The organism is Lentibacillus sp. JNUCC-1 (genome assembly GCF_009741735.1).
Classification (GTDB): Bacteria; Bacillota; Bacilli; order Bacillales; family Amphibacillaceae; genus Lentibacillus_B.
The window spans coordinates 348,450-373,641 of record NZ_WHOH01000001.1 but is presented as its reverse complement, the minus strand read 5'-3'; the positions used below and the strand labels follow the sequence as shown (position 1 = coordinate 373,641).

Below are 25,192 nucleotides of genomic sequence, written 5' to 3'. Positions count from 1 at the left end.
CCTACCAATAAACATTGTCATAAATGGTTAAAAAAATCCTCTGACAAAAGCCGTGCCAGAGGATTTGTGTATTGTTTGTTACTGTCAGGAAACGGGTATTGGCTGCCGTTTCAGAATGCCTTGCACAACTGGATAGATGACCGCCATTACGATTGTATTCACCACTGCAGCTGGTAAGACTACAGTTGCAAACATGGGAATAAATGCGCCTTCCATCAATCCAACAATAAATAATGCTACTGAGAGAAAGATCGATCCGCTGACAATGGTTCCCAAAGCCGTTAGAACAGGTGCACTGATATGGCCGTTAATCTTATTTCGTACCAGTAAAAACAAACCAAAAAACACAAAGGCTGTAATTGGTTTATCAATTAAGTTGGAGATTTCTCCACCTGGCACTGTTGTGGTTAAAGCAGACATAATGCCAGTAACGATAGACAGGAGCACCACATACTTTGCTTTTGGAAATATCATAATCCCCAAAAACATCATTGCCAGAAGCATATCCGGTCTCATTCCAAACAGAATTGGCGGTGCAACGGCGTGCAGTACGGCTCCCATACTGACCAACAGCGACATGACAATCAAAATCCTAATATTCATTTATACCTCTCCTCTGCTCAAGCTAAAGCTCGGCTAATGATTTTATCTCCCAACTGTACGCTCATCGTCAGTTGCGGAAACTGATTTCATTATAGCAGACTTTTCTAATAAAAAAAAGTATCAGTTTGAATTAAATATGCTTGTTGATTTCTGCTGCGATTTGCTGAAGGTCTTGTTGTGTATAGTCATCCTCGTGTGTAACCCAGCTCGGTTGGAAGCCATCGGCTGTGCCATATCTGGGCAATATATGGATGTGGTAATGGAATACAGCTTGTCCAGCAGCTTTTTCGTTGTTATTCAGTAAATTGATACCATCGGGCTTATAAGTCTCTTTAATGGCCCGCGCAATCTTAGGCACACGTGCAAAAAGTTCAGCAGCTACATCGTCAGAAGTATTATAAATATCCTTCGTATGCGTCTTTGGAATAACAAGTGTGTGTCCCTTTGTAACCTGACTGAGGTCTAAAAAAGCATACACATGCTCGTCTTCATACACCTTGGCAGAAGGCAGTTCCTGATCAATGATTTTACAAAAGATACAATCTTCATGACTCATTTACATCGACTCCTTGTATACAATTTGATGCTTCTATTGTAGCGATGAACACACCCATATGTAAAGCCAACACTTCAAACCCAGATATACATATCATCACCAACAAACAGCTTAGTCAGAGTTTAAGTAAATTGCGAACTAAAAAGCATAGTAGGTCAAAACCCATCAATGTATATAAGAGCACCGTGATTTGCGCTCCGGGAAGTCGCTTTAACTTTATAACAGCTCAAGTGCGACATCTGTTCAAGAAAACCACTTTCACAGTGTCTTCTTTGCCAAGGGGCCTGCAGGACGCAGGTCGTTCGATGTTGGCGCAGGACGCGCCGGTTTTAATCGAACATCCCCTGACGCCTCCTTGCCCCGGCAAGGGGTATGTCGACGTTGTCCGCAAAGGACGGTCTTAGTCGACGATCCTTAATATGCTCACTGTGGGGTCTTCGGACTCGTGCTGTTCCAGCAGGAGTCGACTTCCCTCCGCTCCAATCTCTCTATGTAATTCAGCGGCTTGGACGGTTCTGCACACGTATTAATATGGGACATTAACACGCTCTAACCAAGCTCGGGGAAAACACGGAGACTCCCGTGGGAGGAGAAGCCTCGGTGAGACCCCGGAGGTCGATAGACCGAGGAGGCTCAGCAGCGCCCACTGGACGCGGAGTGTTTTCCCCGAGCGGTTGCCAGAGGCAGTCATTTCAGGCTTTCTCTGGTTCGAAGTTTGTGTCTAGTATGTATTAAAAAAAACAGGCTGATCCGGGTTTTAGGCGGACCAGCCTGCTGGGTGAAGAAAGAGGATGAATGCTGTCTACAGTATCCAATGTCGGGGACCGGTAAACAAATTGTTAAATCGCGTGCTTGGTTTTACACCATTAAGCTTTTTAACGGACTTGCCTACGTGCACCTTTTACCAGTGATCTCTTGCGGGAGATGGGTACTGGCAAAATGGTTATATCATTGAATTGTCGATCGCAAACACCTCATTTTGTGGTTGACCACAAGTCATGGTTGGTGATGCTGTGCAACTCATCCTCCGTCTTCAATACCTATTGTGGACTGAAGGTGTTTCTTTTATACACGAATAACAAAAAAATTTTAGATGAACAAAGGTGCTTTGATATATGCGATTAATGAATTGATATATTTTGGCATATATTAAATAACGTGATAAGATTTGATTCAAAGGAATAAGATTGGGGGACGCATTGTGGAGCCGCTTTTGAATGTTAAGCAATTACACGGGGGATACACACATAAAGACGTTTTGCACGGTATTTCCTTTCAAATATACCCTGGTGAGATCATTGGTTTAATCGGTTTGAACGGGGCAGGTAAAAGCACAACCATCAAACATGTTATTGGGATGATGGAGGCAAAGAGAGGAACCATTGAAGTAAAGGGGCAAACGTTTAAAGACCACCCTGAATCCTATCGGCAGCATATGGCTTACATACCGGAAATGCCCATTCTGTATGATGAGATGACTTTATATGAGCATTTGAAACTAACCGCAATGGCATATAACGTGTCAGAAGCTGATTTCGAAAAAAGGTTGCCACCACTATTAAAGGAATTTCATATGGAGAAACGGCTTAAGTGGTTTCCGGTTCATTTTTCTAAAGGGATGAGGCAAAAAGTCATGATCATGTGTGCTTTTTTGATTCAGCCTGATTTATATGTTGTGGACGAGCCTTTTGTTGGTCTAGATCCACTTGGGATACAATCTTATTTGGAAATGATGGATCAAATGAAGGAACAAGGAGCTGGAGTGCTGATGTCCACCCATATTTTGGCGACAGCAGAAAAATATTGTGATCGATTTGTGATTCTGCATGAAGGATCGGTTAAAGCGATTGGAACGATGGAGAAGTTACGTTCTGATTTTCATATGCCTGGTGCTTCACTTGATGATTTATATGTGCAGCTGACAAAGGAAGATAGCCATGTTTGATGCACATGATTTTTTTAAAAAACGTTTTTCAGGTCATTTGAAAGAAATCAATCGTTATTTACGGTACATACTTAATGAGCATATTGTGTTTGCGATGCTGTTTTTTGTTGCGGCTCTTGCCTTTTACTATCAGCAGTGGCTGAGTAACCTACCTGAAGATTTTCCTACAGCTTGGGTGTTGGGGCTTGTATTTGGGATAGTGGCCTCTCTAAGCCCTGTGCAGACACTTTTGAAAGAACCTGATCTTGTTTTCTTGACACCAGTCGAGCACTTGATGGGACCTTATTTTCGTAACAGTCTTATCTATAGCTTTGTGATCCAGCTTTATCTTGTTTTGATTGCGGCAGCAGCGCTTGGACCGCTATATTTCCACACTTATCCTGAACGTGGCACGAAGATGTATTTATTGATCGTGGTTGTGCTGCTTATTTTTAAAGGCTGGAATTTGCTAGCCAACTGGTGGATGCTAAAGATACGCGATGTCAGCGTGCGGAGAATTGACACTGTTGCAAGACTGATCCTTGGTATTGCAATCTTTTATTTTCTTATTGATGGCAATGTGCTGCTTGCTGGTGTATCGACTTTGCTTTTTATGATTGTCTTTCTTTATGATTGGCGTGTCTCGAGCCGGCAAGCTGGTGTTGCTTGGGACATACTTCTTGAAAAAGACCAGATGCGAATGCAAGCTTTTTACCGTTTGGCCAACATGTTTACTGATGTGCCACATTTGAAAACCCGCATTAAAAAAAGACGGTGGGTGGCACGTTTTGCTGCAAAAGTTTCATGGGGGCAAGATCAGACGTATGATTATTTATACCGTCTGACGTTTGTGAGAAGCGATTATTTTTGGATGTATTTGCGGCTTGTTATTATAGGAGGGGTTGCCGTCTGGGCGGTCCCAAATATATGGATGAAGATTATTTTTACCCTATTGTTTCTTTATTTAAGCGGTTTTCAAATGATGACCTTATTCCATCACCATAGAACTGTTATGTGGCTGGATTTGTACCCTGTTCGGACTGAACTTCGCAGCCGCGCACTCCTCAGACTTTTAAGAAAGCTGGCTTATTTACAGACGGTGCTGCTGGTCATTGCAGCTTTAATCAGCAGCAGTGGCGACTGGCTGACAGCTTTAAGTGTGTTAGGGGTTGGAATTGGGTTTAATGTCTTATTTAACGAAGGTTATGTCCGCAAAAAAATGTATGCCTAATTAAGAGAACCCTCCAGATTGTCCTGGAGGGTTCTGTGCATTATTTATTCTGATAAGCAAAATAGGCACTGATAAGCGTTTTTGCAGCGATGGGCATGGCGCGTTCATCAAAGTTGAATCTAGGATGATGATGCGGATATTCATTTCCTTCAAGTAGGGCGCCTGTAAAGAAGTATGCTCCTGGTTTTTCCATGACGTAATAGGCGAAATCTTCGCCACCCATAACCGGGCGTACTTCATTACGCGTGTGAATTTCTGCAATGTTTTTACTTGATTCGAGAACAAGCTCAGCTTCATCTGCGTTATTTACGAGCGGGGGATAGCCCTTGAAGTAATCCAATGTACATTCGGCATTATGTGTTGTGCTGAGCCCCTTAGTGATTTTTTCCATTTCATCTATGACAAGCGCCTGTACGTCAGGATTTAGGTACCTAACTGTTCCGACAATACGTGCTTTATCGGCAATGATATTAAAGGCATCTCCTGCTTCAAATTGCCCCACGGTCACTACAGCTGTTTCCAAAGGATCCAGACGTCTGCTGACAATATGCTGTAGCTGTGTAATAAGCTCGGTCCCAATTACTATTGCATCTTTGGTTTCGTGAGGATATGCGCCATGTCCGCCCTGTCCTTGAACTGTAATTTCAAACCGGTCTGCACCTGCCATGAATACGTCTTTTGAGGTTTCGAGTACACCGAGCGGCGTTGTGGCCCAGAGGTGTGTTCCAAACACAGCATCTACATCATCAAGTGCACCAGATTCTACAATTGGCTTTGCTCCACCGGGCGCATATTCCTCCGCATGTTGATGTAAGAATACAATTGTGCCTGGCAAATCTTCTTTATGAGCTGTCATGACTTTCGCGAGTGCAAGCAATGTAGATGTATGGCCGTCATGCCCACAAGCGTGCATAACACCATCGACAGTTGATTTGTACGGTACATCTTTTTCGTCTTGAATGGGAAGCGCATCAAAATCTGCCCTTAATGCAATTGTTTTTCCTGGTTTGCCGCCTTTGAGCCGCGCAATCACACCATTTCCTCCCACATGAGTTTCATACGGAAGGCCAAGCTCTTCATAGAACGCAGCAATATAAGCTGCTGTTTTTGTTTCTTGAAAAGACAATTCCGGATGCTGGTGCAAGTATCTGCGCCGCTCAACCATTTCCGGATACATCGCTTCAATCTCTTTAAAAATTCCCTGCAACATCATACATCCCCCAACTGATTTTCCAACATTATAACACGCAACAACCACTTTGTCTTGACAGTTTAGAATATGAAAAAGATACATACAACAGAAATTAAGTAAACTGCGAACTAACCAGGCAGATTTTATGACTGCCTCTATATGTTAAACGAGCACCGTGATTTGCGCTCCGGGAAGTCGCTTTCCGCGGGCACGGCCTCAGCCTCCTCGCTCGCAAAAACCGCTCACTGTGGGGTCTTCGGACTCGTGCTGTTCCCGCAGGAGTCGACTTCCCGGAGCTCCAATCACTCTATGTTAATTGAATGCTTGGACGATCCTATTCAAGAAAACAAGTAAAAACGAGAAAACTCTTAAGTAATTAGTACTAAGTCCATTCATACGTATTATTCCCAATTCAGACGTAATCTTGGTTTACTTATGAACATTTATTCCGTTTATGAGTGATTTTCAGCCCCTATATGCGCTTCAACCGTTCCGCCCAATAAAGCAAGAAGAAATGAACACCACTCACCTAGCTCGGGGGAAACACGGAGACTCCTACCATGAAAATTAAATCTCTTAAGAATCGCAAAAAGACAATATTTAAGTAGACGCAGCTCATGTTTTTTAAAAAAACTAAGATGAGAGCGTCGCTGTATTGGTGCATTTAGGTTAGTAAGATAATGTGTTCTTGATCTCCTTCCTAAGACATACGGCATCCGTTATTTATTAAGGCTGGCGCAACAACCAGAATAGGGTTAATCTACCATGAGTGCTTCCCGAATGGGAGCAACAATAAGTGATGCGCCGTGGTCGAAGGAGTCAGACTGCGGGTAGGGCTCTAAGGCACCAAGGAGTATCGACCTTCCTCATCCAGCCGTAGCACTAGTATCGCCACCCTACATCTATTTTCATCCCCTTGTGGTGTATAGCGCTTTTCGCGATACATGGTTGACTGTGGGAGAAAAAGCCTAGATGAGACCCCACAGCGCGCAGCGCGAGGAGGCTCATCAGCGCCCACTGGACGCGGAGTGTTTCCCCCGAGCGGTTGCCAGTGGCAGTCATAAGTTAGTTCGCAGTTTGGGTCGATTGTGTCTTATAGATCAGGGGAAAGGGGTGGGTTTTTGAGTGAAAAAGCCTGCGTCGACTGTGTCGCGCAGGCTTTGGAGATTGGTATTGTGTTTAGCCGCTGATTCTTGGATCGTCGAGCAGGCGTTGCATTTCTTCTTTATGGTGGGTTTCATCTGCAATGATATCTTCCAGTTTAACAACGAGCTCTGTCAATTTAAGTGCTTCAGCTTGCTGTTTGCGTTTCTCATACCGTTCGATCGTTGCTTTTTCAGCCTTCATGACTTCCTCAAGCAAGTCTTTTACCTCTGTTACTTGCGGTGGTTGGGCAGCAGTTGTTGTTGGGGTGCCGCCAAGTGATTTGATTTTTTCGGACAGATAAAGCGCATGTCCGAGTTCATCAGAAACTTCATCCTCGAAAAATGGTTTTAACGCAGACCGGTATAATCCGGATACCACAGCGGCACTGTATGTGTATTGTATGGCTGCACCATACTCACCGCTTAAATCTTCATTCAAACCTTCAATGAGTTCTTCCATTTGTTTGTCCATCTTAATATCACACCTTTTTAATCATTGTTTTGTTCTACTAAGATATGTTCCCCGAAAAATGTGTTTTAAAACACGTGGATGCGGTATGATGGAAAGAGATTACTTTCAGGAGGAATGCTGAATGAAACGTACACAAATGAGATGGTTCTTACTCATTCCTGTGCTGATTCTTTCAGGGATATGGATAGCGGAGCTCGTCTCAGACCAAGTGCCATTTATAGATCAATGGACACGCGGACCAGTAGAGGTTGTTGCATCGACACCTGTATATTCATTTTTTCGTTTTATGACAAACTTTGGTTCCTATTTTTTTATGTTTCCGTTTACAATTGTCATGGCTATCTTCCTTGTATTTATGTACCGCGATTGGATTCAGCCTATCTTCTTTGCCGGGGGCACACTTTTAGCCAACCTCACCAATAAAGGCATTAAACATCTAGTTCAAAGAGAACGCCCAAGTATTTTGGAAGCAGCTAATGCGGAGGGGTTTAGCTTTCCATCGGGACACGCTATGATCTCCCTCGTGGCATATGGATTGCTGATGTATTTTATCGCTAGAAAAATACAGACGAAAACGACTGCGATCGCTGTTCAAGTTACATTTGTCTTATTGATTGGCCTGATTGGCATCAGCCGTTATTTTATTAATGTCCATTATCTGACGGATGTTGCAGCAGGGTTTGTATTCGGCTATCTAATCTTTCTCGGCCTCACGCACTTATATGAACATATCGAAGAAAGAAGAACTCAGTCTTAAGACGGAGATAAAAAGAGACTGAGGGTTGTTTCACACGTGCCGGAGGTCATATATAATGAAAGCAGAGTTTATGTTAAGCGTTGGAAAGGGTGGGGAATGTGAGAGGACGATTTTTAACGAACCTGGTGGCTATTACATTAATTACGTTTGGTGTTTTGCTTGTACTGGCAAATGTTGGAGTCATTCAGTTCGACTTTAAAACGATTTGGCATCACTTTTATCCGGTTTTGTTTGTTGTCTTTGGCTTGAAATGGCTGATCAATGGCCTACGCAATAAAGGTGGCAGCTGGATTTTCGGGTCGTTGTTTTTGCTGGTGGGAATATTATTGTTATTGGACAGGTTTGATGTAATTGCATTTGGGTTTGAAGATATGCTGAAATTATGGCCGTTACTTATTATTTACATCGGGTTTTCCATGATTGGATGGCCATGGAAAAAAAAGGGACGCACGTTTGTTTACACTGAGAATGGAGAGAAGAAAGTGTTTCACCGCCATCGAAAAAGCAGCCGGTTTTCCATAGGGGATCACTCTTTTAATGAGGAAAATTGGACATTGACACCGATTGATTATCGTGATGCGGTTGGCGATTACTACATTAACATTGCGAAAGCGTTTATACCGGAAGAGGAAATTCCAATCAGGATAAATAACTGGGCAGGGGAGATTCAAATCTTGCTTCCAAAGGACGTTCCGTGTCGAGTCGATGCCAGTGTTAAAGCAGGCGAATTGATTGTGTTTGGGGAGGCTTTGGATGGCATTAATCGTTCACTGTTTTTCGAATCACCTGATTATGCAGATGCCACACGCAAGCTTGGTATGCATTTGAGAATGAAAGCCGGATCTATCCGTGTTGACCGGGTCTAAGGGGGTAAACCATGAAGAATTGGTTTAGCAGTATTCGATTCAGTTATATTCGTTCACATCTGTATACACTGTTTATGGTAACGGTTATACTATTGGCCTTTTTTCTGACCGTGCATGTACTCTTTGATCCGAACTGGCTCACGGCAACCGGGATTTTTAGTTTTATACTGGCTTATACCTTAATTGGGCTGATTGTTGCCATTTATTCTGGGTATAGGGCAGGTGGATATTTAAAGATGCAAATTGATGGTATTTCAGTGCTTGTGACACAGTTTGCTAACGGGAATTATGAATCGTCTATATATTCCAAGGAAAATAATGAGCTGGCTCGATTGAGTCTTGAATTGAATGAACTTGGTGGGAAATTTCAGCAGCAAGTGGAATCATTGCAACGTCTTGCTGATGAAAATGCGGAATTCACTAAGTCGGCACATAAAGCAGCGGTGATTGAAGAACGGCAACGATTGGCCAGAGATCTGCACGATGCCGTCAGTCAGCAGTTATTTGCCTTGACAATGATGTCAGAAGCAGCCTTGAAACAATTTGACCGTCATCCGGACATGGCAAAATCACAATTAGAGGAAGTAACGGCGGCCGGCCAACAGGCTCAAACTGAAATGCGCGCTTTACTCCTCCATTTGCGTCCGGTTTATTTGTCAGGTGATCCACTTCCAGTTGGTATTCACAAACTGGTTGAGGAGTTAAAGCAGAAATGTTATATCAATTTTCATCTGAAAATTGAAGAAGACCTCGGCTTGCCTGAATCAACCGAGGAGCATTTGTTTCGCATTATTCAGGAGGCGTTGTCCAACATACTTCGCCATGCAAACGCATCCAATGCTAAAGTAGTGATTGAAAACCGCCAACGTGAGGTTTATGTCCATATAGCTGATGACGGAGATGGTTTTAACGTTCGCGAAGACAGTACGCGCAAAACATCTTATGGCCTTAAGACAATGAAAGAACGAATAGGTGAGGTCGGAGGAACATTAAATGTCCGTTCAAGTAAGGGTGAAGGAACCTATATTGATATACGCATTCCAAAATCATCCGTGCTTAACGAGGGTAAAGAGGATTAGCGAACCATTTGTGGAGGGGAGAGATACAGATGATCCGATTGGTGGTTGTTGATGATCATGATATTGTAAGAAAAGGTCTTATTGCTTATTTACAGACAGAGGAGGAAATAGATGTAGTTGGTCAGGCTTCCAGTGGCAGAGAAGGAGCCGCTCTCATTATTAAAGAAAAACCTGATGTTGTGCTTATGGATTTAATGATGGAAGACGGAGACGGAATTGAGGCAACTGCAGAGGTCATGGCATATAATAGCACATGTAAAATTATTATACTTACAAGTTTTTATGATGACGATCAAGTGTTTCCGGCAATCGAAGCAGGTGCTTTCAGTTACATGTTAAAAACGTCTTCTGCCGCAGACATTGCCGAAGCGGTAAAAAAAGCGGCAAGAGGGGAGACGGTTATTGAACCAAAAGTAGCTGGTAAAATGATGACAAAATACCGTGATCAAGCGAAACAGCTTCATGAGGAACTGACACAACGAGAGCTGGAAGTCTTGCTTCTGATCGGTGAGGGTATGACCAACAAAGAAATTGGCGATCACCTTTATATTGGCATCAAAACGGTGAAAACGCACGTAAGTAATATTTTATCCAAGCTTGAACTGAGTGACCGCACTCAGGCAGCGGTGTATGTTCACAAAAAACAATTGCTTCAATAGCAGACCATAGCTCAGCTTTGTTTTTTGGAAGAGATCCTAGTATAATACAACTGAACAAAGAGGAGTGAATGGCATGGCCAAGCAGGATACAATATTGCTGGCGATATGGGTTCAAGCTCTGATTGCGAGCGCGGGCAGTTTGTTTTACTCTGAAGCGGTAGGGTTTGTCCCGTGTGAACTGTGCTGGGTTCAGCGTATATTCATGTACCCGCTTGTTGTGATCTACGGTGTCTCCGCATGGAAGAAGGATATCAGATTTGCCCCCTCAGGACTTATATTAAGTGTACTTGGGCTCATGGTATCTGTATTTCATTATTTAACACAGAAGATACCTTTCTTTCAGGCGGCAGGAGATGCCTGCGGGACCGTTTCATGCAGTGGTACATATGTGAATTATTTAGGATTTATTACAATACCATTTATGGCCGGAATCGCATTTATTGTCATTATTATTGGGCATATTCTGCTCATCAGAGGTTTCAAGGAGGACATAAGTTATGAAAAATAAAATGCTCGTTATTCTCGTTATCATCGCACTATTATTTGCAGCTTTATACTTTGTTGTAGACTATAGGGACAGATCAGCATCTGAAGATAATCCTTTTGGAAAAGATAAATTGGATCCGGCTACTATTGACCAGCTCGATGATCCTAATTATGACAATCAGATTATTCCCTCAGAACTTGATGAGAAGCTGGCAAATGAAGAAGATATTACAGTTTACTACTACAGCCCAAAATGCTCTTTCTGTATAAAAACTACTCCTGTACTTGTTGATGTGACAGAGGAGATGGATGTGGATGTGAAGAAGTTTAACCTGCTGGAATTTGAAAACAAAGCCATCCAATACACGCCAACATTAATTCATTATGAAGACGGAAAAGAAGTTGGTCGCCTTGTTGGAGAACATTCAAAAGACGAATTCCGCAACTTCTTTAATGAATATGTATTAGATGATGAATAAAAAAGGAACCGCTGACTGATTGATTCCAGTCAGCGTTTCTTTTATTCGTACATATTTAACACAAACCCGAATCCTAGTTAGTTCGCAGTCTACGGAAAATGTTGAGTATGTTGCTGGGTTAGTCTTGTACTTCGTCTGGATCGATCATGTGGTAGTGGGTCTGGAATGGGCGATCTGCGAAGTAGGCTGGATGTTTTGTGCCCTGATCAGCATGCGCAGCGGAGAAGTGATCAGATGTTTTCCAGTTCTCAAAGTCCGTTTCACTTGACCACTGTGTCAGCACAACATACGTACGTCCTTTGTCAGGCCGCAGAAGTCTGAAAGCAGAAAATCCCGGTACGCCTTCCATACGTTTTTTATTTTTCTTAAACCGATCTTCAAAAATTGGTCGACCTTCTTCAGTAACCGGAATGTTATTCATCACAACATATCCTTGTTTCTTCAATGTTCCCTCTTCAGCTATAATTTCATAGTCTCTGCCTGATTCGAACACACTTTTATCTTCGGACTCATAATAAACGGTGACATTTTTATTATTTTCCATATAATAAAAATGATGTTCTGGGTGCTGATCTATTAGATTCAATAAGAAATCGAGTGTGCCATTTGTCATATAGGCATGCATTTACTTCATCTCCTCTGTTTTCTATTATAACCATCAATGTTCCTCTAATTTCATTGTACCTCTTATTGTGCCAGGTTAGTCAAATAGATGCCTCTTACAATTGTCCCCTTTACGGATGAATGTCAAACTTTCACCCTTGCAGTTTTTGTCGTATACTGGAACGTATGAACGTATTCAGGAATGGTGGCCTTTATGAAAAAACGTACAAAAGAAAACAAAAAACGACCAATGACACCTAAGCGCATGTTAAAACTTTCAGGTTGGCTGATGACGTGTCTCATTCTCCTGGGTTTAATTGGATATGCTGTTATATTGTATGGAGGCAGATGGGTTGTTGATGATGATGCTTTGATACCTGATGCTGCCACAATTATTGAAACGGCAGATGGTGAGGAAATTGGACGTGTATATACAGAAAATCGTATACCAGTAACAATTGATGACATCCCGGCACATGTGCAGGAAGCTTTTATTGCAATTGAAGACAGACGTTTTCGCAAACATTCCGGTGTTGATATTAAAGCGATCGCAAGGGCAGTTTATAAAGACATTCTGGCGATGGATAAAGTAGAGGGCGGCAGCACCATTACCCAGCAACTTGCCAAGAATCTTTTCTTGTCACATGATAAAACATGGCTCCGCAAAACCAAGGAGGCTATGGCTGCCATTTATTTGGAACGGACACATACGAAAGATGAAATATTAGCACTGTATTTGAATGAAATCTATTTCGGACAAGGTGTTTATGGCGTAGAAATGGCTGCTCAAACCTTTTTCTCAAAACATATCAATGAACTGACGCTCTCTGAGGGGGCAATGCTTGCAGGCCTTGCCAAAGCTCCAAATGGCTATTCACCGGTTCAGCATCCCGACAAAGCATTAGCAAGGCGGAATGTTGTACTAAATGCAATGACTGAGGCAGGTTACTTATTAACCGAGGAAAAACTGCGTGCACAGGGTAAAACGCTTGGTTTAGAGGTCTTAAAAAAAGAATCGAGGCCTTGGGTTGAGAGTTATATAGATCTTGCGATGAAAGAAGCGGCAGAACTATACCATCTAAGCATTGACGAGCTTAAACGCGGCGGCTACCACGTCGTTACCGCTCTTGAGCCAGCTGCCCAAGAAACTGCCTATAAACTTATGCAAGAGGATGCGTATTTCCCGGGTAATACTGAAGGGGCAGAAGGGGCGTTTGTGTTAATGGAGCAGGACTCAGGTGCTATCGTTGCAGCGCTTGGGGGACGCGCTTTTGAAACAGGAGATTTGAATCGTCTGACAGTGAAACGGCAGCCGGGCTCAGCGTTTAAACCGCTCGCAGTATACGGTCCAGCTTTGATGACAGAGACGTTTGAGCCTTATTCTATACTGACAGACGAGCAGGCAGCGGTAGCAGATTATGAAGTTAGAAATCATGATGACCAATATGAAGGCACTATATCACTTTATAAAGCGCTTGTGGAATCCAAAAACACAGCTTCTGTCTGGTTACTAAATGAAATCGGACTTCCGTACGCCAAAGACTACTTGCAAAAAATGTCGATTGATGTTCCTGATGAGGGGTTGAACGTCGCGTTAGGCGGCCTTTCAAAAGGAGTGACTCCAATCGATATGGTCAAAGGCTTCAGAACGTTTGCACACGGGGGGAAGTGATAACGCCTTATACGATTTTAAATATATATGATCAAGACGATGAGAAAATTGTTGAGGCAGATCTTGAAGAAAAGGAAGTGTTTTCTCCGCAAGTTGCCTGGTATATGACTGAGATGTTGACAACAGCAGTTAAGGAAGGAACTGGGCAGCCTGGTGATTATGATAAAGCATTAGCAGGTAAGACGGGGTCTACTCAGCATCCTCGTGCTAATAAAGGCTATAAAGATGCATGGTTTGTGGGCTACACGCCAGATTATGTGGTCGGAACCTGGATGGGATTCGACCACTCCGATGAAACCCATTACCTCACCGGTGGGAGCCCGTATGCGACACGCTTAACCAAAGCTATTCTAAGTGACCTTGATCAGCAGCAATCTCTCAGTGCATCTTTTACGAAACCTTCCGACGTGGAAAAACTTGAAGAACCGGTTGAACTGGCAGATATCACGCAAATTGAATTGAATTATCAGTTTGGTGGCCTCTCCTTGGTTCAAGGAGAGCTGATTTGGGAGGGAGGCACAGACGATCGAATCGTGTATCGAATTTATAAAAGTGAAGAGGGAGAAGTTGAACAGATCGGAGAAGTGACAGGGCAACATTCATACACAATTAAGCGTCTGTCATTGTTTAGTCAGGTTTCTTATTATGTTGTGCCGTACAATCCGCAGACAAACGAAGAAGGAAAGCCTTCAGAAGCTGTATCGCGATCACTATTTGACTTTTACCAAGGTCGATAAAGCAACGACATTTTAGACAAATTGATGACAATAAAGCCTTTCAGCTATACAGAAGGTAATTAACGTTTTATAGTAGACAAGGGAAGATTATGATTGGAAATAGATTAAAAGGGTGGATGAATGTGGCGAAGCAGTTTAACGATACGATTATTAAAGCGTATAAAGGAGAAACAACCAATTACACGCCGACATGGTTTATGCGGCAAGCTGGACGGTCACAGCCGGAATACCGGAAATTGAAAGAGCAGTATTCACTTTTTGAAATAACACACCGTCCTGAGACTTGTGCATATGTGACACGTTTGCCGGTAGAGCAATATAACGTTGATGCTGCGATCTTGTATAAAGACATCATGTCACCGTTGCCAGCGCTTGGGATCGATGTGGAGATCAAGTCCGGAATTGGCCCAGTTATACATAATCCGGTTGAAACAATGGAAGATATTGAGAGGCTCGGGACAATCAATCCGGAGAAAGATATCCCGTATGTACTGGATACGATTCGCTTATTGACTAAAGAACAATTGTCGGTGCCACTGATCGGTTTCAGCGGAGCACCATTCACATTGGCAAGCTATATGATAGAAGGCGGACCATCCAAGACCTACGCTAAGACAAAAGCGTTTATGTACCGCCAGCCTGATGTATGGTTTGGATTAATGGACAAGTTAGCTGATATGACCGTTGCCTATGTACAGGCACAAATTGATGCTGGGGCACGGGCGATTCAGATATTCGATTCTTGGGTCGGAACTCTGAATGCTACAGACTACCGCACATTTATTAAGCCTGTGATGACCCATATCTTCTCGGAACTCCAAAAAAATGAGGAGATCCCGTTTGTTCTGTTCGGTGTTGGTGCTAATCATTTGTTGCTTGAATTTAATGATTTGCCAATTGATGTACTTGGTCTCGACTGGCGTACATCGATTAAAGAAGCGCGGGATATGGGAATCACGAAAGTGCTGCAAGGCAATCTTGATCCCGCAATTTTACTTTCCGACTGGGAAACCATTGAAGCTCGGACTAAAAAAATACTTGATGAATCCAAGAATGACGGGCACCATGTCTTTAACTTGGGACATGGGGTGACACCTGACATTAAACCTGAAACACTTAAGAAGTTGACCGATCTGATTCACAGTTATAGCGCAAGATAATGTATTATGGCGAGCTACATGCTCTTTTGAAATTTTATTGAAGAGGTGTTGAACATGGAAAAAAAGAAAATCGGACTGCTTGTTATGGCCTATGGGACTCCATACAAAGAAGAAGATATTGAACGCTATTACACACATATCCGTCACGGCCGCAAACCGTCCAAAGAAGCATTGGATGATCTGACAGAACGCTATAAAGCAATCGGCGGCATTTCGCCCCTTGCGAAAATCACGAAACAACAAACAGAAGCGCTTGAAAACAGGTTAAATGAGATTCAGGATACGTATGAATTCAAAGCTTATATCGGCTTGAAGCATATTGAGCCTTTTATAGAAGACGCCGTAGCAGAAATGGCTAAAGATGGCATTAAAGAAGCTGTATCCATTGTGCTGGCACCGCATTATTCCACGTTCAGCGTGAAATCTTATAACCAACGCGCCAATGAGGCCGCGGAAGAACATGGCGGACTAGCCATTCAATCTGTTGAAAGCTGGTATGATGCTCCAGGCTTTATTAAATATTGGGCTGATGCAATCAACGATACCTATGCCAAAATGACCGACGCAGAACGTGAAAAAGCCGTTCTGGTTGTATCTGCTCATAGTCTTCCTGAGAAAATTCTCGCAGGTGGAGACCCCTACCCTGAACAGCTTAATGAAACAGCTCGGCTTATTTCCGAAGCTACTGGCATTACGGACTATGAAATCGGTTGGCAAAGCGAAGGGAATACACCTGATCCATGGATTGGACCAGACGTGCAGGATTTAACCCGTGATTTATTTGAACATAAAGGCTATACCACTTTTGTTTATGCGCCTGTTGGCTTTGTTGCTGATCACTTGGAAGTGCTCTATGACAACGATTATGAGTGCAAAGTAGTATGTGATGACATTGGAGCAAGCTATTACCGGCCTGAAATGCCCAATAGCAAACCCCAATTTATTAACACCTTGGCAGAGGTTGTCATGAATAAACTGAGGCTTGATGTGTGATGACACAACACAAGCAAATTGTTATCGTCGGTGGAGGCATTACAGGGCTCACGACTGCTTATTATTTAAAACAGCATATTGAAACAGCATCACTGCCTTACGATGTGAAACTTGTAGAAGCAAGCTCCCGTTTTGGGGGCAAAATTCGCACACTCAGACGTGATGGCTTCACAATTGAACGCGGTCCTGATTCCTTTCTTGCTCGTAAACAGCCAGCGGTTAAGCTCGCTGAAGCACTTGGCATGGAAAACGAATTGGTGCGTAACGGCACAGGACAGTCCTATATTATGACTCATGATCAACTGCATAAAATGCCACAAGGTGCATTTATGGGGATTCCGACACAAATAAAGCCGTTTCTGTTTTCAGGTATATTCTCCAAGCGCGGTAAACTGAAAGCTGGAATGGATCTGGTTAAACCGAAATCAAAACCTCAGACAGACCAGTCACTGGGTGGCTTTTTCAGACATCGTTTTGGAGATGAGCTTGTTGAAAGCCTTGTTGAACCGCTACTTTCCGGTATTTATGCCGGAGATATTGACAAGATGAGCCTCATGGCGACGTTTCCGAACTTCTATAAGTTGGAACAGGAATATGGCAGCTTGATTAAAGGGCTTCAGAAGACGATGCCGAAACGAAAGAAAAGCAAAGGAAAGAAACCAGGTATGTTCTTTTCGTTCAAAGGCGGCTTGGAGTCTATGATTGAAAGGCTCGTTGAAGCGTTAGGTGATGAGATTCCATTTACGGATACAGCGGTAGATCATATCGAAAAGAAGCCTTATGGCTATCATATTCTGCTCGACAACGCTGAGGTGTTAAAAGCAGACGCTGTTGTTATGGCAAGCCCACATTATACCTTGCCGAATGTATTCAGTCAGTATGATTTTTTCAAAGCGTTTAACGATGTGCCATCCACATCTGTTGCCAATGTTGCTTTAGCATTTGATGAGTCAGACATTAAGCAGGACATTGACGGCACTGGATTTGTTATTTCCCGCAATAGTGACTACCGTATCACCGCAGTCACATGGACACATAAAAAATGGCCGCACGCTGCTCCAGACGGAAAAGCGCTTGTCCGTTGCTATGTGGGGCGGCCAGATGATCAGCAGGCTGTGGACTTGTCAGATGAAGAAATCATTGACATTGTTATGAAGGACCTGAATAAAACGATGGATATTAAAGCCGATCCTGAATTTTCAGTGATCACCCGCTGGAAAAATGCGATGCCGCAATATACAGTCGGACATAAGGAACGGCTGGAGGGCGTCCGCGAACAAATGGAAGTCAAGCTGCCAGGCGTGATGCTTGCTGGCAGTTCATATGAAGGCATCGGTGTGCCGGATTGCATTGCCCAAGGAGAAGCAGCTGCTCAGCGTGTGCTGGACTTCTTGCGTTAGTACATCTGAAAAAGCTCCAGGATACGTTTTAAAGCGTGCCTGGAGCTATTTTGTTGCTTAGAAATAAAATATCCGAGCAGTTAATATCCATTGGCAAGGGCCACGTCCAGCCCAACGCCTATCCCCTCGAGTCATAAGCAATAACGTTACGTGGCCAGACCGGCACTACACGTTCTTGCTTATGATTTTCGAGGATGACCAAGGCGTTTCCGCTTTTGTTCACTTTTTGTGGATTGTATTTAAGAAATACGGGAAAAGTTAAGTAATACGCGGTTTGAAGAGAGGGTTTTTATGGGGTTGTTACAAGCGAGATGGATGATCGTTTTTTTTATGATTGTTTACTATATCGCAACAATTATATTTAGCGGAGAAACAATTCTACGTCAATTTACCGCTTCTATGTTTCCTATTGCAGGAGGACTGCTCGCGCTTCAGTGGGTATGGGGTGCTTATCGATCGTCAAGAAAGCGAATTGAACATATTTTCTGGCGCTGGACGTTATGGGGTGTTATTGCCTATTCGATTTCAAATATTGCGTGGCTTTCATGGCAGGTCATGTACAAAATTGATTATTATCCCGGGATGGCTCATGTGACTTGGTTGTTGGCACCGACTTTTTTTCTTGGAGGCTTACTATACTTACTTTACATTTTACAAAGAAACACAACAAAAAATCGGTTTTACTTTAATATTGCCATCTTCATGACAGCTGCTGCAGCTATTACGATCCATTATTTGATACAACCGTTGTTCACTTGGTCAGATGATTCTCTTGTTTATGAAATTCTTCAAGTTGCGCATCCAATTTTAGATTTGGCGTTAGTATTTGCATTAATCCATATCTTTCATCTTACTTCTCCAAAGGATAGGAAGACATGGTTTTACGTTTATGTATGTGCTATTGTGGTGCAATTTGTACCTGATTCTGTTTATGTCTCGTTGAATACCTACAATCTATACGATTCAGGGAGTATGCTCGATCCGCTCTGGGTGCTTTCAATTTTGTTAATTGGTTATGCCGGGCTTTGCTATAAAAAACTGAAGGTCTCCAATGAATGGCAACCACCCCAATATTTTCACGATAAAGATACACTTTTGCCATATGTGGCCGTTTTTGGCCTTCTTGCTTTTTATATTTATGAAAACGAATTGCACACAAGCGCACTCGGAGTCGGTCTTGGTATTGTTTTTATCCTAATTATGATCAGACAGATGCTTGTGATTAAACAAAATCGTGATCTCATTAAAGAATATCGTGCGAAAGCATTCCAAGATCCTTTAACATCGCTAAACAACCGCAACCGATTCCAATATGACATGGAATTTTATATGGAGAGAGCCTATCGACTGGACTTAAACGTCTGTATTTTTATGATTGATTTGGACAGGTTTAAGGACGTCAATGATTCTTTGGGCCATGATATGGGAGATGTGTTGTTAAACAATGTTGCCCAACGGATTGAGCAGAGCCTCGGTGAAGACGATAGATTATATCGTTTTGGCGGGGATGAGTTTGTAACGATACTTCCAAACGGAACAAAACAGTATTGCCTCCAGGTAGCCCAAAAGATTATGGCCCGTTTTGTGGAGCCCATCACTGTAAAGGAATATGAAATTTCAGTTGTGCCAAGCATCGGAGTCAGTGTATACCCGGAACATGGCCGTACAAGTGAAACATTGTTGAAACAAGCTGACGCGGCGATGTTTGCTGCAAAAAGGGATGAGGGCAATCATATACACATCTATAATGAACAGCTTCAGCAGGCCCATATTCGTAAATTTAAAATCGAATCCGGTCTTGGGCAGGCAATTGCTCATAACAGACTTCGTATGGTGTACCAACCTAAGGTCATCTTGGATACAAGACAAATGATCGGGATGGAAGCTCTCATGCGGTGGGAACACCCGGAACTGGGATCCGTATCACCAGGTGAATTTATCCCTGTTGCTGAAGAAACCGGTCAGATTATTCCGATTGGCGAATGGGCCCTTGAGGAAGTCTGCAGACAAAACAAGGCGTGGCAAGAGGCTGGTTATCCCGAGATGTGCGTTTCAGTCAATGTTTCTGTACGGCAGTTTCAGCATAGTAACTTTGTGAAAAGTCTCGACAGGATTTTAAAGAAAACCGGTTTAAATCCAATGTACCTTGAAATTGAGATTACAGAGAGTATTATGCAGTCATTAAGTGCATCCAGGAACATCCTTAATCAATTACATGGGTTAGGTGTCAAAGTGGCGATTGATGATTTCGGAACAGGTTATTCATCTTTATTCATCCTGGAGAGTCTGCCAATCGATACAATTAAAATCGATAAAGCTTTTATAGATGACCTATCCTCTTCAAAAAGATATTCTCTTGTAAAATCCATGATTGATATCGGAGAGAATTTGAATTTGGGAGTTGTTGTTGAGGGAATTGAACAAGAAACACAAGTCCGTTCACTTAATTCAGACAATAATCTCATTGGTCAAGGCTACCTATTCGGAAAGCCGATGCCTCCTGATCAAATTGAAAAAAGATTTACTTGAACAACAAGCAGAGACCGTGTCTTTGGGTTAAAGACACGGTCTCTTATTTGAGTTATTTTTCCAATTGATCGATGAGAGAGCCAACATAGGATACAGCTTCTTTGATGGCATCTGGCTTGGACATATCAATGCCTGTTTTCTTAATTAGGTCGAGCGGCTTTAACTTTCCGCCGGTGCGGAGAACATCGAGCCATTGTTCCACAGCGGGGGTGCCTTCTTTTTTAATTTTTTGTGCCATGGCGGTGGAAACTGTCAGACCAGCGGAATACGTGTATGGATATAGACCCATGTAATAATGCGGCTGACGCATCCAAGTGAGGCCTGCACCGTCGTCAATGGTAACCGCATCTCCCCAGAAGTTTTCGATGACCTCTTTCTTTTGCTGACACAATACGTCAGCTGTAAGAGGGGTGCCAGCTTCTGCCAGTGCATAAACACGACGCTGGAATTCACCTTCAAGCAAGTGCGTTACAAAGTTATGGTAATAGGTACCGAGCAGCTGGCTCACCACCCAGCGCTTCATGCGAGGGTCATCGGTTTTCTCCATAAGATGGTCTGCTAGTAAAAGCTCGTTCATTGTAGATGGCGCTTCTACGAAATACGTCGATGGACGCGTGTTAACGAGCTCTTGGTTTTTGCCGGCCAAATAAAAATGTCCAGCATGACCAAGTTCATGAGCCAATGTAAATGTACCGCGCATCATGTCGGTCCATGTGATTAAAATATATGGGTGTACGCCGTATGGACTCGCGCAGAAAGCACCACTCTGCTTACCGACGTTATCAGCCAAATCAACCCAACGGTTTGAGAGACCTTGTTCCATGATGTCACTGTACTCAGGCCCCATGACTTTGAGGGCTTCAAGGATCATGGTTTTGGCTTCCTCGTATGTTGTAGATGGATTAAACTCTGGATCAAGCGGGGCTTTTAAGTCGCAAAACCGCAACTCATCGAGTCCATAGTCCTCTTTCACCAACTTCGCGTAACGGCGCATATGCGGAGCCAGTTCTTTCTGAATGACATCAAGTTGGTTATGATACATTTCCTCAGTCACTTGCTGTGGATGTAAAAGCATTTCTGTTGCAGACTTATAACCGCGCAGCTTAGCCATTGTAACCTGCTTGTTTACTTCTGTTGCATAAGTGGCTGCATATGTGTGTTTATATTGATTCAGTGTTTTGATAAAAGAATCATATGCGTTCCGGCGTTCTTCTGTACTTGGTGACATTTCATACCGATCTTCATACAGCGTTTCAGACATCGGCAGTTGATTGCCTTCAGCATCTGTAATAGGGTCAAAGACCATGTCAGATGCTTTGCTGCGCTCATAAATCATAAACGGTGCATCGTGTACTTCACCGAGTGCAGCAAGTGTTTCTTCAATGTCTGGAGCCAATGTGTATGGTTTCATTTCCATCACATCATCAAGCATCTTTTTGTAAGTATCCAGCTCTGGCTTTTCTTTAATGTAAGTTTCAAGCGTATCAGCCGGAACCGTTAACAATTCTGAATTGAAAAATGACAGCTTGGCGCTGATTTGGGCCATGGCTGCACCAACTTTAGCAGCGGCTGCTTGGTTTTCGGAATCAGAACCATCAGCACTGGAAATTAAATTCGCATAGGTGCCAACACGGATTAACCGCTTTTGATAGGCTTCCAGTGCTTGGAGCGCCTCGAGCAGTGTCTGAGCTGATTCACCGAGTTTTCCTTTGAATTGTGTGACAGTCGTGACATCCTTTTGCAATGCCTCAAGTTCTTTCTCCCAATCCGTATGTGTTTGGAATAGATCTGTTAAATCCCAAGTGTGCTCAACCGGTACCTGATCCCGTGTTAAACGTTGCGTCATCAACAATACCCCTTTTCTCATCAAAGTTTCGTGTCCCTAAACAAAGACATAAATTAAAAATAACAGCAATGATAAAATTTTTCAATCAATATAACCAACATTTTTCATTTCCTAGACAATTATGATATAGACACAAACTGCGAACTAGTAAAAACTTGGAATGACTGCTTCTGGCAACCGCTCGGGGAAAACACTCCGCGTCCAGTGGGCGCTGCTGAGCCTCCTCGGTCTATCGACCTCCGGGGTCTCACCGAGGCTTTTCCTCCCACAGGAGTCTCCGTGTTTTCCCCGAGCTTGGAGAGGTGTGTTTACCTTCTTTCTCGATTTTATAAGCAGAGGGATTGAAGGTTAAATGGACTGAGCATCAATCGGAAATCACCTTAAAGTTGAGTTAGCATTAGCTGCTCAAGAAAAGTTTACGTTCACTCTTAATTTCTTGAGCAAAACATCCAAGCACCTAATTAACATGAAGTGATTGGAGCGGAGGGAAGTCGACTCCTGCGGGAACAGCACGAGTCCGAAGACCCCACAGCGAGCGGTCTTTGCGAGCGAGGAGGCTGAGGCCGTGCCCGCGGAAAGCGACTTCCTGCAGCGGAAATCACGGTGCTCGTTTAAACATATGGAGTGCTTAGTGGCAGTCATTAGATCTGTCTAGTTAGTTCGCAGTTTATTTAAATTGTGTCTTAGGAAGTGGGGGATTTGTGGGGGTAGGTGTTGAAAGGAGCTGGGGGCAGCTCCTTTTGGGGTGTTTTTAGTGTGCGGGGTGGTCGCATTCGTCGCAGATGTTGCCGTAGCAATCGGCTTTTTCGTGGATGGCATTTTGGCATATGTGACACTTTTTTCTTGGCAAGTTGCGAAAAAACTCCAGAACGTTCATCATAAAAGGGAAACCTCCTTGAATAAATGCGTGTCGTTGTATTATAACAGTATGATAATAATTAACGGTGTGTTACAACAAAATAGAGAAATAGGAGTGATTTACAATGAAATGGACAGTTGTCGGATTTTGGGGCGGTTATCCTGCCCCGGGTAGCGCGACCTCAGCATACCTCTTAGAAAAAGATGGTTTCACGTTGTTGGTGGATGCAGGGAGCGGGGCACTATCCCGTCTGCAAACAATCAAACCATTGTCCGAATTGGATGCAGTGATCCTGTCACATTACCACCACGACCATGTAGCTGATATAGGTGTGTTGCAATACGCTCAGCTCGTCAGATCTTTTATTGAAGACGGTGTTAAAGTGCTTCCGATATACGGACATCAGGAAGACAGCACTGGATTTGATGCGTTGACACACCGTATGACAAAGGGGGTCCCTTATTTCCCTGAAGAGGAGCTGGTGATTGGGCCGTTTCGAATCACATTTTTAAAAACTAAGCACCCTGTGCCTTGTTACGGAATGCGTATTACGGACGGTGATCAAACCATTGTATATACAGCAGATACTGCTTATCAGGATACTTGGATTGATTTTGCACGGAACGCTGACCTCCTTGTGGTTGACTGCAATTTTTATGCCCACCAAAGTGGAGGAGATGCTGGCCATATGACCAGTGCAGAAGGAGGACGATTGGCCCAAGCAGCTGGAGCGAAGGAATTGCTTTTAAGTCATTTACCTCAGTACGGGCTCCGTCAACAGTTGGTTGAAGAAGCGACAGAACACTTTACTGGAAAAATACATCTGGCGCATGAAAATTTTACATGGTGAAGTTAGTGGACAAGCCTGCAAGTTGAACAAAAACAAGCGATCCATTAAACTGTTAGATGGTAATTAAAAAGGGAGGGCACACTTGTGAAATTTATTGATAACAAAGGGATTACAGATCCAACCATTAATTTGGCTCTGGAAGAATACGTACTGGAGAATTTCGGTGAAGAAGATACATACCTTTTATTCTACATCAATAAGCCATCGATTATCATCGGCCGTAATCAAAATACGGTTGAAGAGATCAATACGGACTATGTTGAAGAAAATGGTATTAAAGTTGTTCGGCGTCTGTCTGGCGGCGGAGCGGTTTATCATGATGAAGGCAATTTAAATTTCAGCTTTATCACAAAAGACGACGGAGAAAGCTTTCATAACTTCGAAAAGTTCACGAAACCTGTCGTTGAAGCGCTCAATCAAATTGGAGTGCCGGCCAAGCTTGAGGGACGTAATGATCTTTTGGCAGATGGACGCAAGATTTCAGGTAATGCTCAGTTCTCAAAGAAAGGTCGTATGTTCAGCCACGGCACATTAATGTTCGATTCCGAGATTGAGCACGTCGTATCTGCACTTAACGTCAATAAAGCCAAAATCACATCAAAAGGGATTAAGTCAATCCGCAGTCGTGTCGCTAATATCTCTGAATTTCTTGAAGCCAAGATGACAATGGATGAGTTCAAGAATATGATCTTGCGCTATATTTTCGACGTTGAAGACGTAAAGGATGTTCCCCGTTATGAATTAACAGATAAGGATTGGGAGAACGTCCACCAAATTTCAGCAGAGCGCTACAATAACTGGGACTGGAATTTCGGGAAGTCACCTTCATTTAACGTGAAACACTCGCATAAATTCGACTCCGGTCTTTTAGATGTGCGCCTCGACGTTAAAAAAGGCATCATTGAAAATTGTACAATCTATGGGGACTTCTTCGGACTTGGAGATGTTCATGTACTTGAGGACAGACTGACAGGAGCACGTCATGAACGCCAGGCGATTGAAGCGGCCCTTGAAGACATTGATGTGTCTTATTACCTAGGGAAGATCACAAAAGAACAATTTATCAACTTGATTTATTAATATTTGAAAAGGAT

Annotated in this window: 21 protein-coding genes and 1 pseudogene; 15 read left to right on the top strand and 7 right to left on the bottom strand. The window is 43.1% G+C overall.

The window, feature by feature from the left end; translation table 11 throughout:
- Nucleotides 1–84: 84 nt before the first annotated feature.
- Together JNUCC1_RS01830 and JNUCC1_RS01825 are read right to left on the bottom strand one after the other, a co-directional pair.
- Nucleotides 85–603: a tryptophan transporter gene (locus JNUCC1_RS01830; RefSeq protein ID WP_156643739.1), complete on the bottom strand. Its 519-nt coding sequence runs from the start codon at nucleotides 601–603 to the stop codon at nucleotides 85–87.
- Nucleotides 604–733: 130 nt separating this feature from the next.
- Nucleotides 734–1,159 carry an HIT family protein gene (locus tag JNUCC1_RS01825; RefSeq protein WP_156643738.1) on the bottom strand — a complete coding sequence of 142 codons (426 nt, stop codon included), beginning with the start codon at nucleotides 1,157–1,159 and terminating at the stop codon, nucleotides 734–736.
- 1,201 nt (nucleotides 1,160–2,360) lie between these two features.
- On the opposite strand from JNUCC1_RS01825, the gene JNUCC1_RS01820 reads away from it, so the two are divergent.
- Both JNUCC1_RS01820 and JNUCC1_RS01815 read left to right on the top strand, forming a co-directional pair.
- Entirely contained in the window at nucleotides 2,361–3,104 is a 744-nt protein-coding gene (locus tag JNUCC1_RS01820) for an ABC transporter ATP-binding protein (protein WP_331713559.1), read from the top strand.
- A complete protein-coding gene (locus tag JNUCC1_RS01815) occupies nucleotides 3,097–4,314 on the top strand; it encodes an ABC transporter permease (protein WP_156643736.1) in 1,218 nt (405 codons plus the stop codon). The genes JNUCC1_RS01820 and JNUCC1_RS01815 overlap by 8 nt, the downstream gene beginning before the upstream one ends.
- A gap of 40 nt (nucleotides 4,315–4,354) precedes the next feature.
- On the opposite strand, the gene JNUCC1_RS01810 is transcribed toward JNUCC1_RS01815, so the two are convergent.
- Both JNUCC1_RS01810 and JNUCC1_RS01805 read right to left on the bottom strand, forming a co-directional pair.
- The gene (locus JNUCC1_RS01810) at nucleotides 4,355–5,524 is read right to left on the bottom strand and encodes a M20 family metallopeptidase (RefSeq protein ID WP_156643735.1); all 1,170 of its coding nucleotides are present in this window, start codon (nucleotides 5,522–5,524) and stop codon (nucleotides 4,355–4,357) included.
- 1,161 nt (nucleotides 5,525–6,685) lie between these two features.
- A complete protein-coding gene (locus JNUCC1_RS01805) occupies nucleotides 6,686–7,123 on the bottom strand; it encodes a ferritin-like domain-containing protein (RefSeq protein WP_156643734.1) in 438 nt (145 codons plus the stop codon).
- A gap of 121 nt (nucleotides 7,124–7,244) precedes the next feature.
- Here JNUCC1_RS01805 and JNUCC1_RS01800 point away from each other — a divergent pair, with 121 nt between their 5' ends.
- The 6 genes from JNUCC1_RS01800 (at nucleotide 7,245) to JNUCC1_RS01775 (ending at nucleotide 11,449) form a co-directional block, all read left to right on the top strand.
- Nucleotides 7,245–7,880: a phosphatase PAP2 family protein gene (locus JNUCC1_RS01800; protein WP_156643733.1), complete on the top strand. Its 636-nt coding sequence runs from the start codon at nucleotides 7,245–7,247 to the stop codon at nucleotides 7,878–7,880.
- 98 nt (nucleotides 7,881–7,978) lie between these two features.
- Nucleotides 7,979–8,746 (top strand): cell wall-active antibiotics response protein LiaF, encoded by a 768-nt coding sequence (liaF, locus tag JNUCC1_RS01795; RefSeq protein ID WP_156643732.1) that lies wholly within the window; start codon nucleotides 7,979–7,981, stop codon nucleotides 8,744–8,746.
- Between the two features lie 11 nt (nucleotides 8,747–8,757).
- Nucleotides 8,758–9,825 carry a sensor histidine kinase gene (locus tag JNUCC1_RS01790; RefSeq protein WP_156643731.1) on the top strand — a complete coding sequence of 356 codons (1,068 nt, stop codon included), beginning with the start codon at nucleotides 8,758–8,760 and terminating at the stop codon, nucleotides 9,823–9,825.
- 29 nt (nucleotides 9,826–9,854) lie between these two features.
- Nucleotides 9,855–10,484, top strand: a complete 630-nt coding sequence (locus tag JNUCC1_RS01785; RefSeq protein WP_156643730.1) for a response regulator — start codon at nucleotides 9,855–9,857, stop codon at nucleotides 10,482–10,484.
- Nucleotides 10,485–10,557: 73 nt separating this feature from the next.
- Nucleotides 10,558–10,992 carry a disulfide oxidoreductase gene (locus JNUCC1_RS01780; RefSeq protein WP_156643729.1) on the top strand — a complete coding sequence of 145 codons (435 nt, stop codon included), beginning with the start codon at nucleotides 10,558–10,560 and terminating at the stop codon, nucleotides 10,990–10,992.
- Complete coding sequence (locus JNUCC1_RS01775; RefSeq protein WP_156643728.1) at nucleotides 10,982–11,449, top strand: thioredoxin family protein; 468 nt, start codon at nucleotides 10,982–10,984, stop codon at nucleotides 11,447–11,449. The genes JNUCC1_RS01780 and JNUCC1_RS01775 overlap by 11 nt, the downstream gene beginning before the upstream one ends.
- 118 nt (nucleotides 11,450–11,567) lie before the next feature.
- Here the strand turns inward: JNUCC1_RS01775 and JNUCC1_RS01770 are convergent, their stop codons facing one another.
- The gene (locus JNUCC1_RS01770) at nucleotides 11,568–12,074 is read right to left on the bottom strand and encodes an antibiotic biosynthesis monooxygenase family protein (protein WP_156643727.1); all 507 of its coding nucleotides are present in this window, start codon (nucleotides 12,072–12,074) and stop codon (nucleotides 11,568–11,570) included.
- A 180-nt stretch (nucleotides 12,075–12,254) separates the two neighbouring features.
- On the opposite strand from JNUCC1_RS01770, the pseudogene JNUCC1_RS19415 reads away from it, so the two are divergent.
- From JNUCC1_RS19415 to JNUCC1_RS01745, 5 genes and pseudogenes are all read left to right on the top strand, one after another.
- Nucleotides 12,255–14,461, top strand: a pseudogene (locus tag JNUCC1_RS19415) (PBP1A family penicillin-binding protein).
- A 122-nt stretch (nucleotides 14,462–14,583) separates the two neighbouring features.
- The gene (hemE, locus tag JNUCC1_RS01760) at nucleotides 14,584–15,621 is read left to right on the top strand and encodes a uroporphyrinogen decarboxylase (RefSeq protein ID WP_442915409.1); all 1,038 of its coding nucleotides are present in this window, start codon (nucleotides 14,584–14,586) and stop codon (nucleotides 15,619–15,621) included.
- Between the two features lie 54 nt (nucleotides 15,622–15,675).
- On the top strand, nucleotides 15,676–16,614 hold the full coding sequence (hemH, locus tag JNUCC1_RS01755; RefSeq protein ID WP_156643726.1) for a ferrochelatase: 939 nt from the start codon (nucleotides 15,676–15,678) through the stop codon (nucleotides 16,612–16,614).
- Entirely contained in the window at nucleotides 16,614–18,014 is a 1,401-nt protein-coding gene (hemY, locus tag JNUCC1_RS01750; RefSeq protein WP_156645349.1) for a protoporphyrinogen oxidase, read from the top strand. Before hemH ends, hemY begins: the two co-directional genes overlap by 1 nt.
- Before the next feature lie 291 nt (nucleotides 18,015–18,305).
- Nucleotides 18,306–20,543: a putative bifunctional diguanylate cyclase/phosphodiesterase gene (locus JNUCC1_RS01745; protein ID WP_156643725.1), complete on the top strand. Its 2,238-nt coding sequence runs from the start codon at nucleotides 18,306–18,308 to the stop codon at nucleotides 20,541–20,543.
- A gap of 52 nt (nucleotides 20,544–20,595) precedes the next feature.
- Here the strand turns inward: JNUCC1_RS01745 and pepF are convergent, their stop codons facing one another.
- The gene (gene pepF / locus JNUCC1_RS01740) at nucleotides 20,596–22,389 is read right to left on the bottom strand and encodes an oligoendopeptidase F (protein ID WP_156643724.1); all 1,794 of its coding nucleotides are present in this window, start codon (nucleotides 22,387–22,389) and stop codon (nucleotides 20,596–20,598) included.
- 751 nt (nucleotides 22,390–23,140) lie between these two features.
- Nucleotides 23,141–23,269, bottom strand: a complete 129-nt coding sequence (gene yhfH / locus JNUCC1_RS01735) for a protein YhfH (protein WP_156643723.1) — start codon at nucleotides 23,267–23,269, stop codon at nucleotides 23,141–23,143.
- Between the two features lie 103 nt (nucleotides 23,270–23,372).
- Between yhfH and JNUCC1_RS01730 the strand changes: the two genes are divergently transcribed.
- A complete protein-coding gene (locus JNUCC1_RS01730) occupies nucleotides 23,373–24,098 on the top strand; it encodes an MBL fold metallo-hydrolase (protein WP_156643722.1) in 726 nt (241 codons plus the stop codon).
- 84 nt (nucleotides 24,099–24,182) lie between these two features.
- Nucleotides 24,183–25,178, top strand: coding sequence for a lipoate--protein ligase (locus tag JNUCC1_RS01725; RefSeq protein WP_331713556.1), 996 nt, complete (start codon nucleotides 24,183–24,185; stop codon nucleotides 25,176–25,178).
- Nucleotides 25,179–25,192 lie beyond the last annotated feature (14 nt).

What these genes read in the sequence shown, in the direction of transcription:
- JNUCC1_RS01745 (WP_156643725.1), top strand. Translation starts at nt 18,306, where the DNA reads ATGGGGTTGTTACAAGCGAGATGGATGATCGTTTTTTTTATGATTGTT.
- JNUCC1_RS01730 (WP_156643722.1), top strand. Translation starts at nt 23,373, where the DNA reads ATGAAATGGACAGTTGTCGGATTTTGGGGCGGTTATCCTGCCCCGGGT.
- JNUCC1_RS01770 (WP_156643727.1), bottom strand. Translation starts at nt 12,074, where the DNA reads ATGCATGCCTATATGACAAATGGCACACTCGATTTCTTATTGAATCTA.
- JNUCC1_RS01785 (WP_156643730.1), top strand. Translation starts at nt 9,855, where the DNA reads ATGATCCGATTGGTGGTTGTTGATGATCATGATATTGTAAGAAAAGGT.
- yhfH (WP_156643723.1), bottom strand. Translation starts at nt 23,269, where the DNA reads ATGATGAACGTTCTGGAGTTTTTTCGCAACTTGCCAAGAAAAAAGTGT.
- pepF (WP_156643724.1), bottom strand. Translation starts at nt 22,389, where the DNA reads ATGACGCAACGTTTAACACGGGATCAGGTACCGGTTGAGCACACTTGG.
- JNUCC1_RS01790 (WP_156643731.1), top strand. Translation starts at nt 8,758, where the DNA reads ATGAAGAATTGGTTTAGCAGTATTCGATTCAGTTATATTCGTTCACAT.
- JNUCC1_RS01830 (WP_156643739.1), bottom strand. Translation starts at nt 603, where the DNA reads ATGAATATTAGGATTTTGATTGTCATGTCGCTGTTGGTCAGTATGGGA.
- JNUCC1_RS01800 (WP_156643733.1), top strand. Translation starts at nt 7,245, where the DNA reads ATGAAACGTACACAAATGAGATGGTTCTTACTCATTCCTGTGCTGATT.
- hemY (WP_156645349.1), top strand. Translation starts at nt 16,614, where the DNA reads ATGACACAACACAAGCAAATTGTTATCGTCGGTGGAGGCATTACAGGG.
- JNUCC1_RS01810 (WP_156643735.1), bottom strand. Translation starts at nt 5,524, where the DNA reads ATGTTGCAGGGAATTTTTAAAGAGATTGAAGCGATGTATCCGGAAATG.
- hemH (WP_156643726.1), top strand. Translation starts at nt 15,676, where the DNA reads ATGGAAAAAAAGAAAATCGGACTGCTTGTTATGGCCTATGGGACTCCA.
- JNUCC1_RS01825 (WP_156643738.1), bottom strand. Translation starts at nt 1,159, where the DNA reads ATGAGTCATGAAGATTGTATCTTTTGTAAAATCATTGATCAGGAACTG.
- JNUCC1_RS01805 (WP_156643734.1), bottom strand. Translation starts at nt 7,123, where the DNA reads ATGGACAAACAAATGGAAGAACTCATTGAAGGTTTGAATGAAGATTTA.
- JNUCC1_RS01775 (WP_156643728.1), top strand. Translation starts at nt 10,982, where the DNA reads ATGAAAAATAAAATGCTCGTTATTCTCGTTATCATCGCACTATTATTT.
- JNUCC1_RS01780 (WP_156643729.1), top strand. Translation starts at nt 10,558, where the DNA reads ATGGCCAAGCAGGATACAATATTGCTGGCGATATGGGTTCAAGCTCTG.
- JNUCC1_RS01815 (WP_156643736.1), top strand. Translation starts at nt 3,097, where the DNA reads ATGTTTGATGCACATGATTTTTTTAAAAAACGTTTTTCAGGTCATTTG.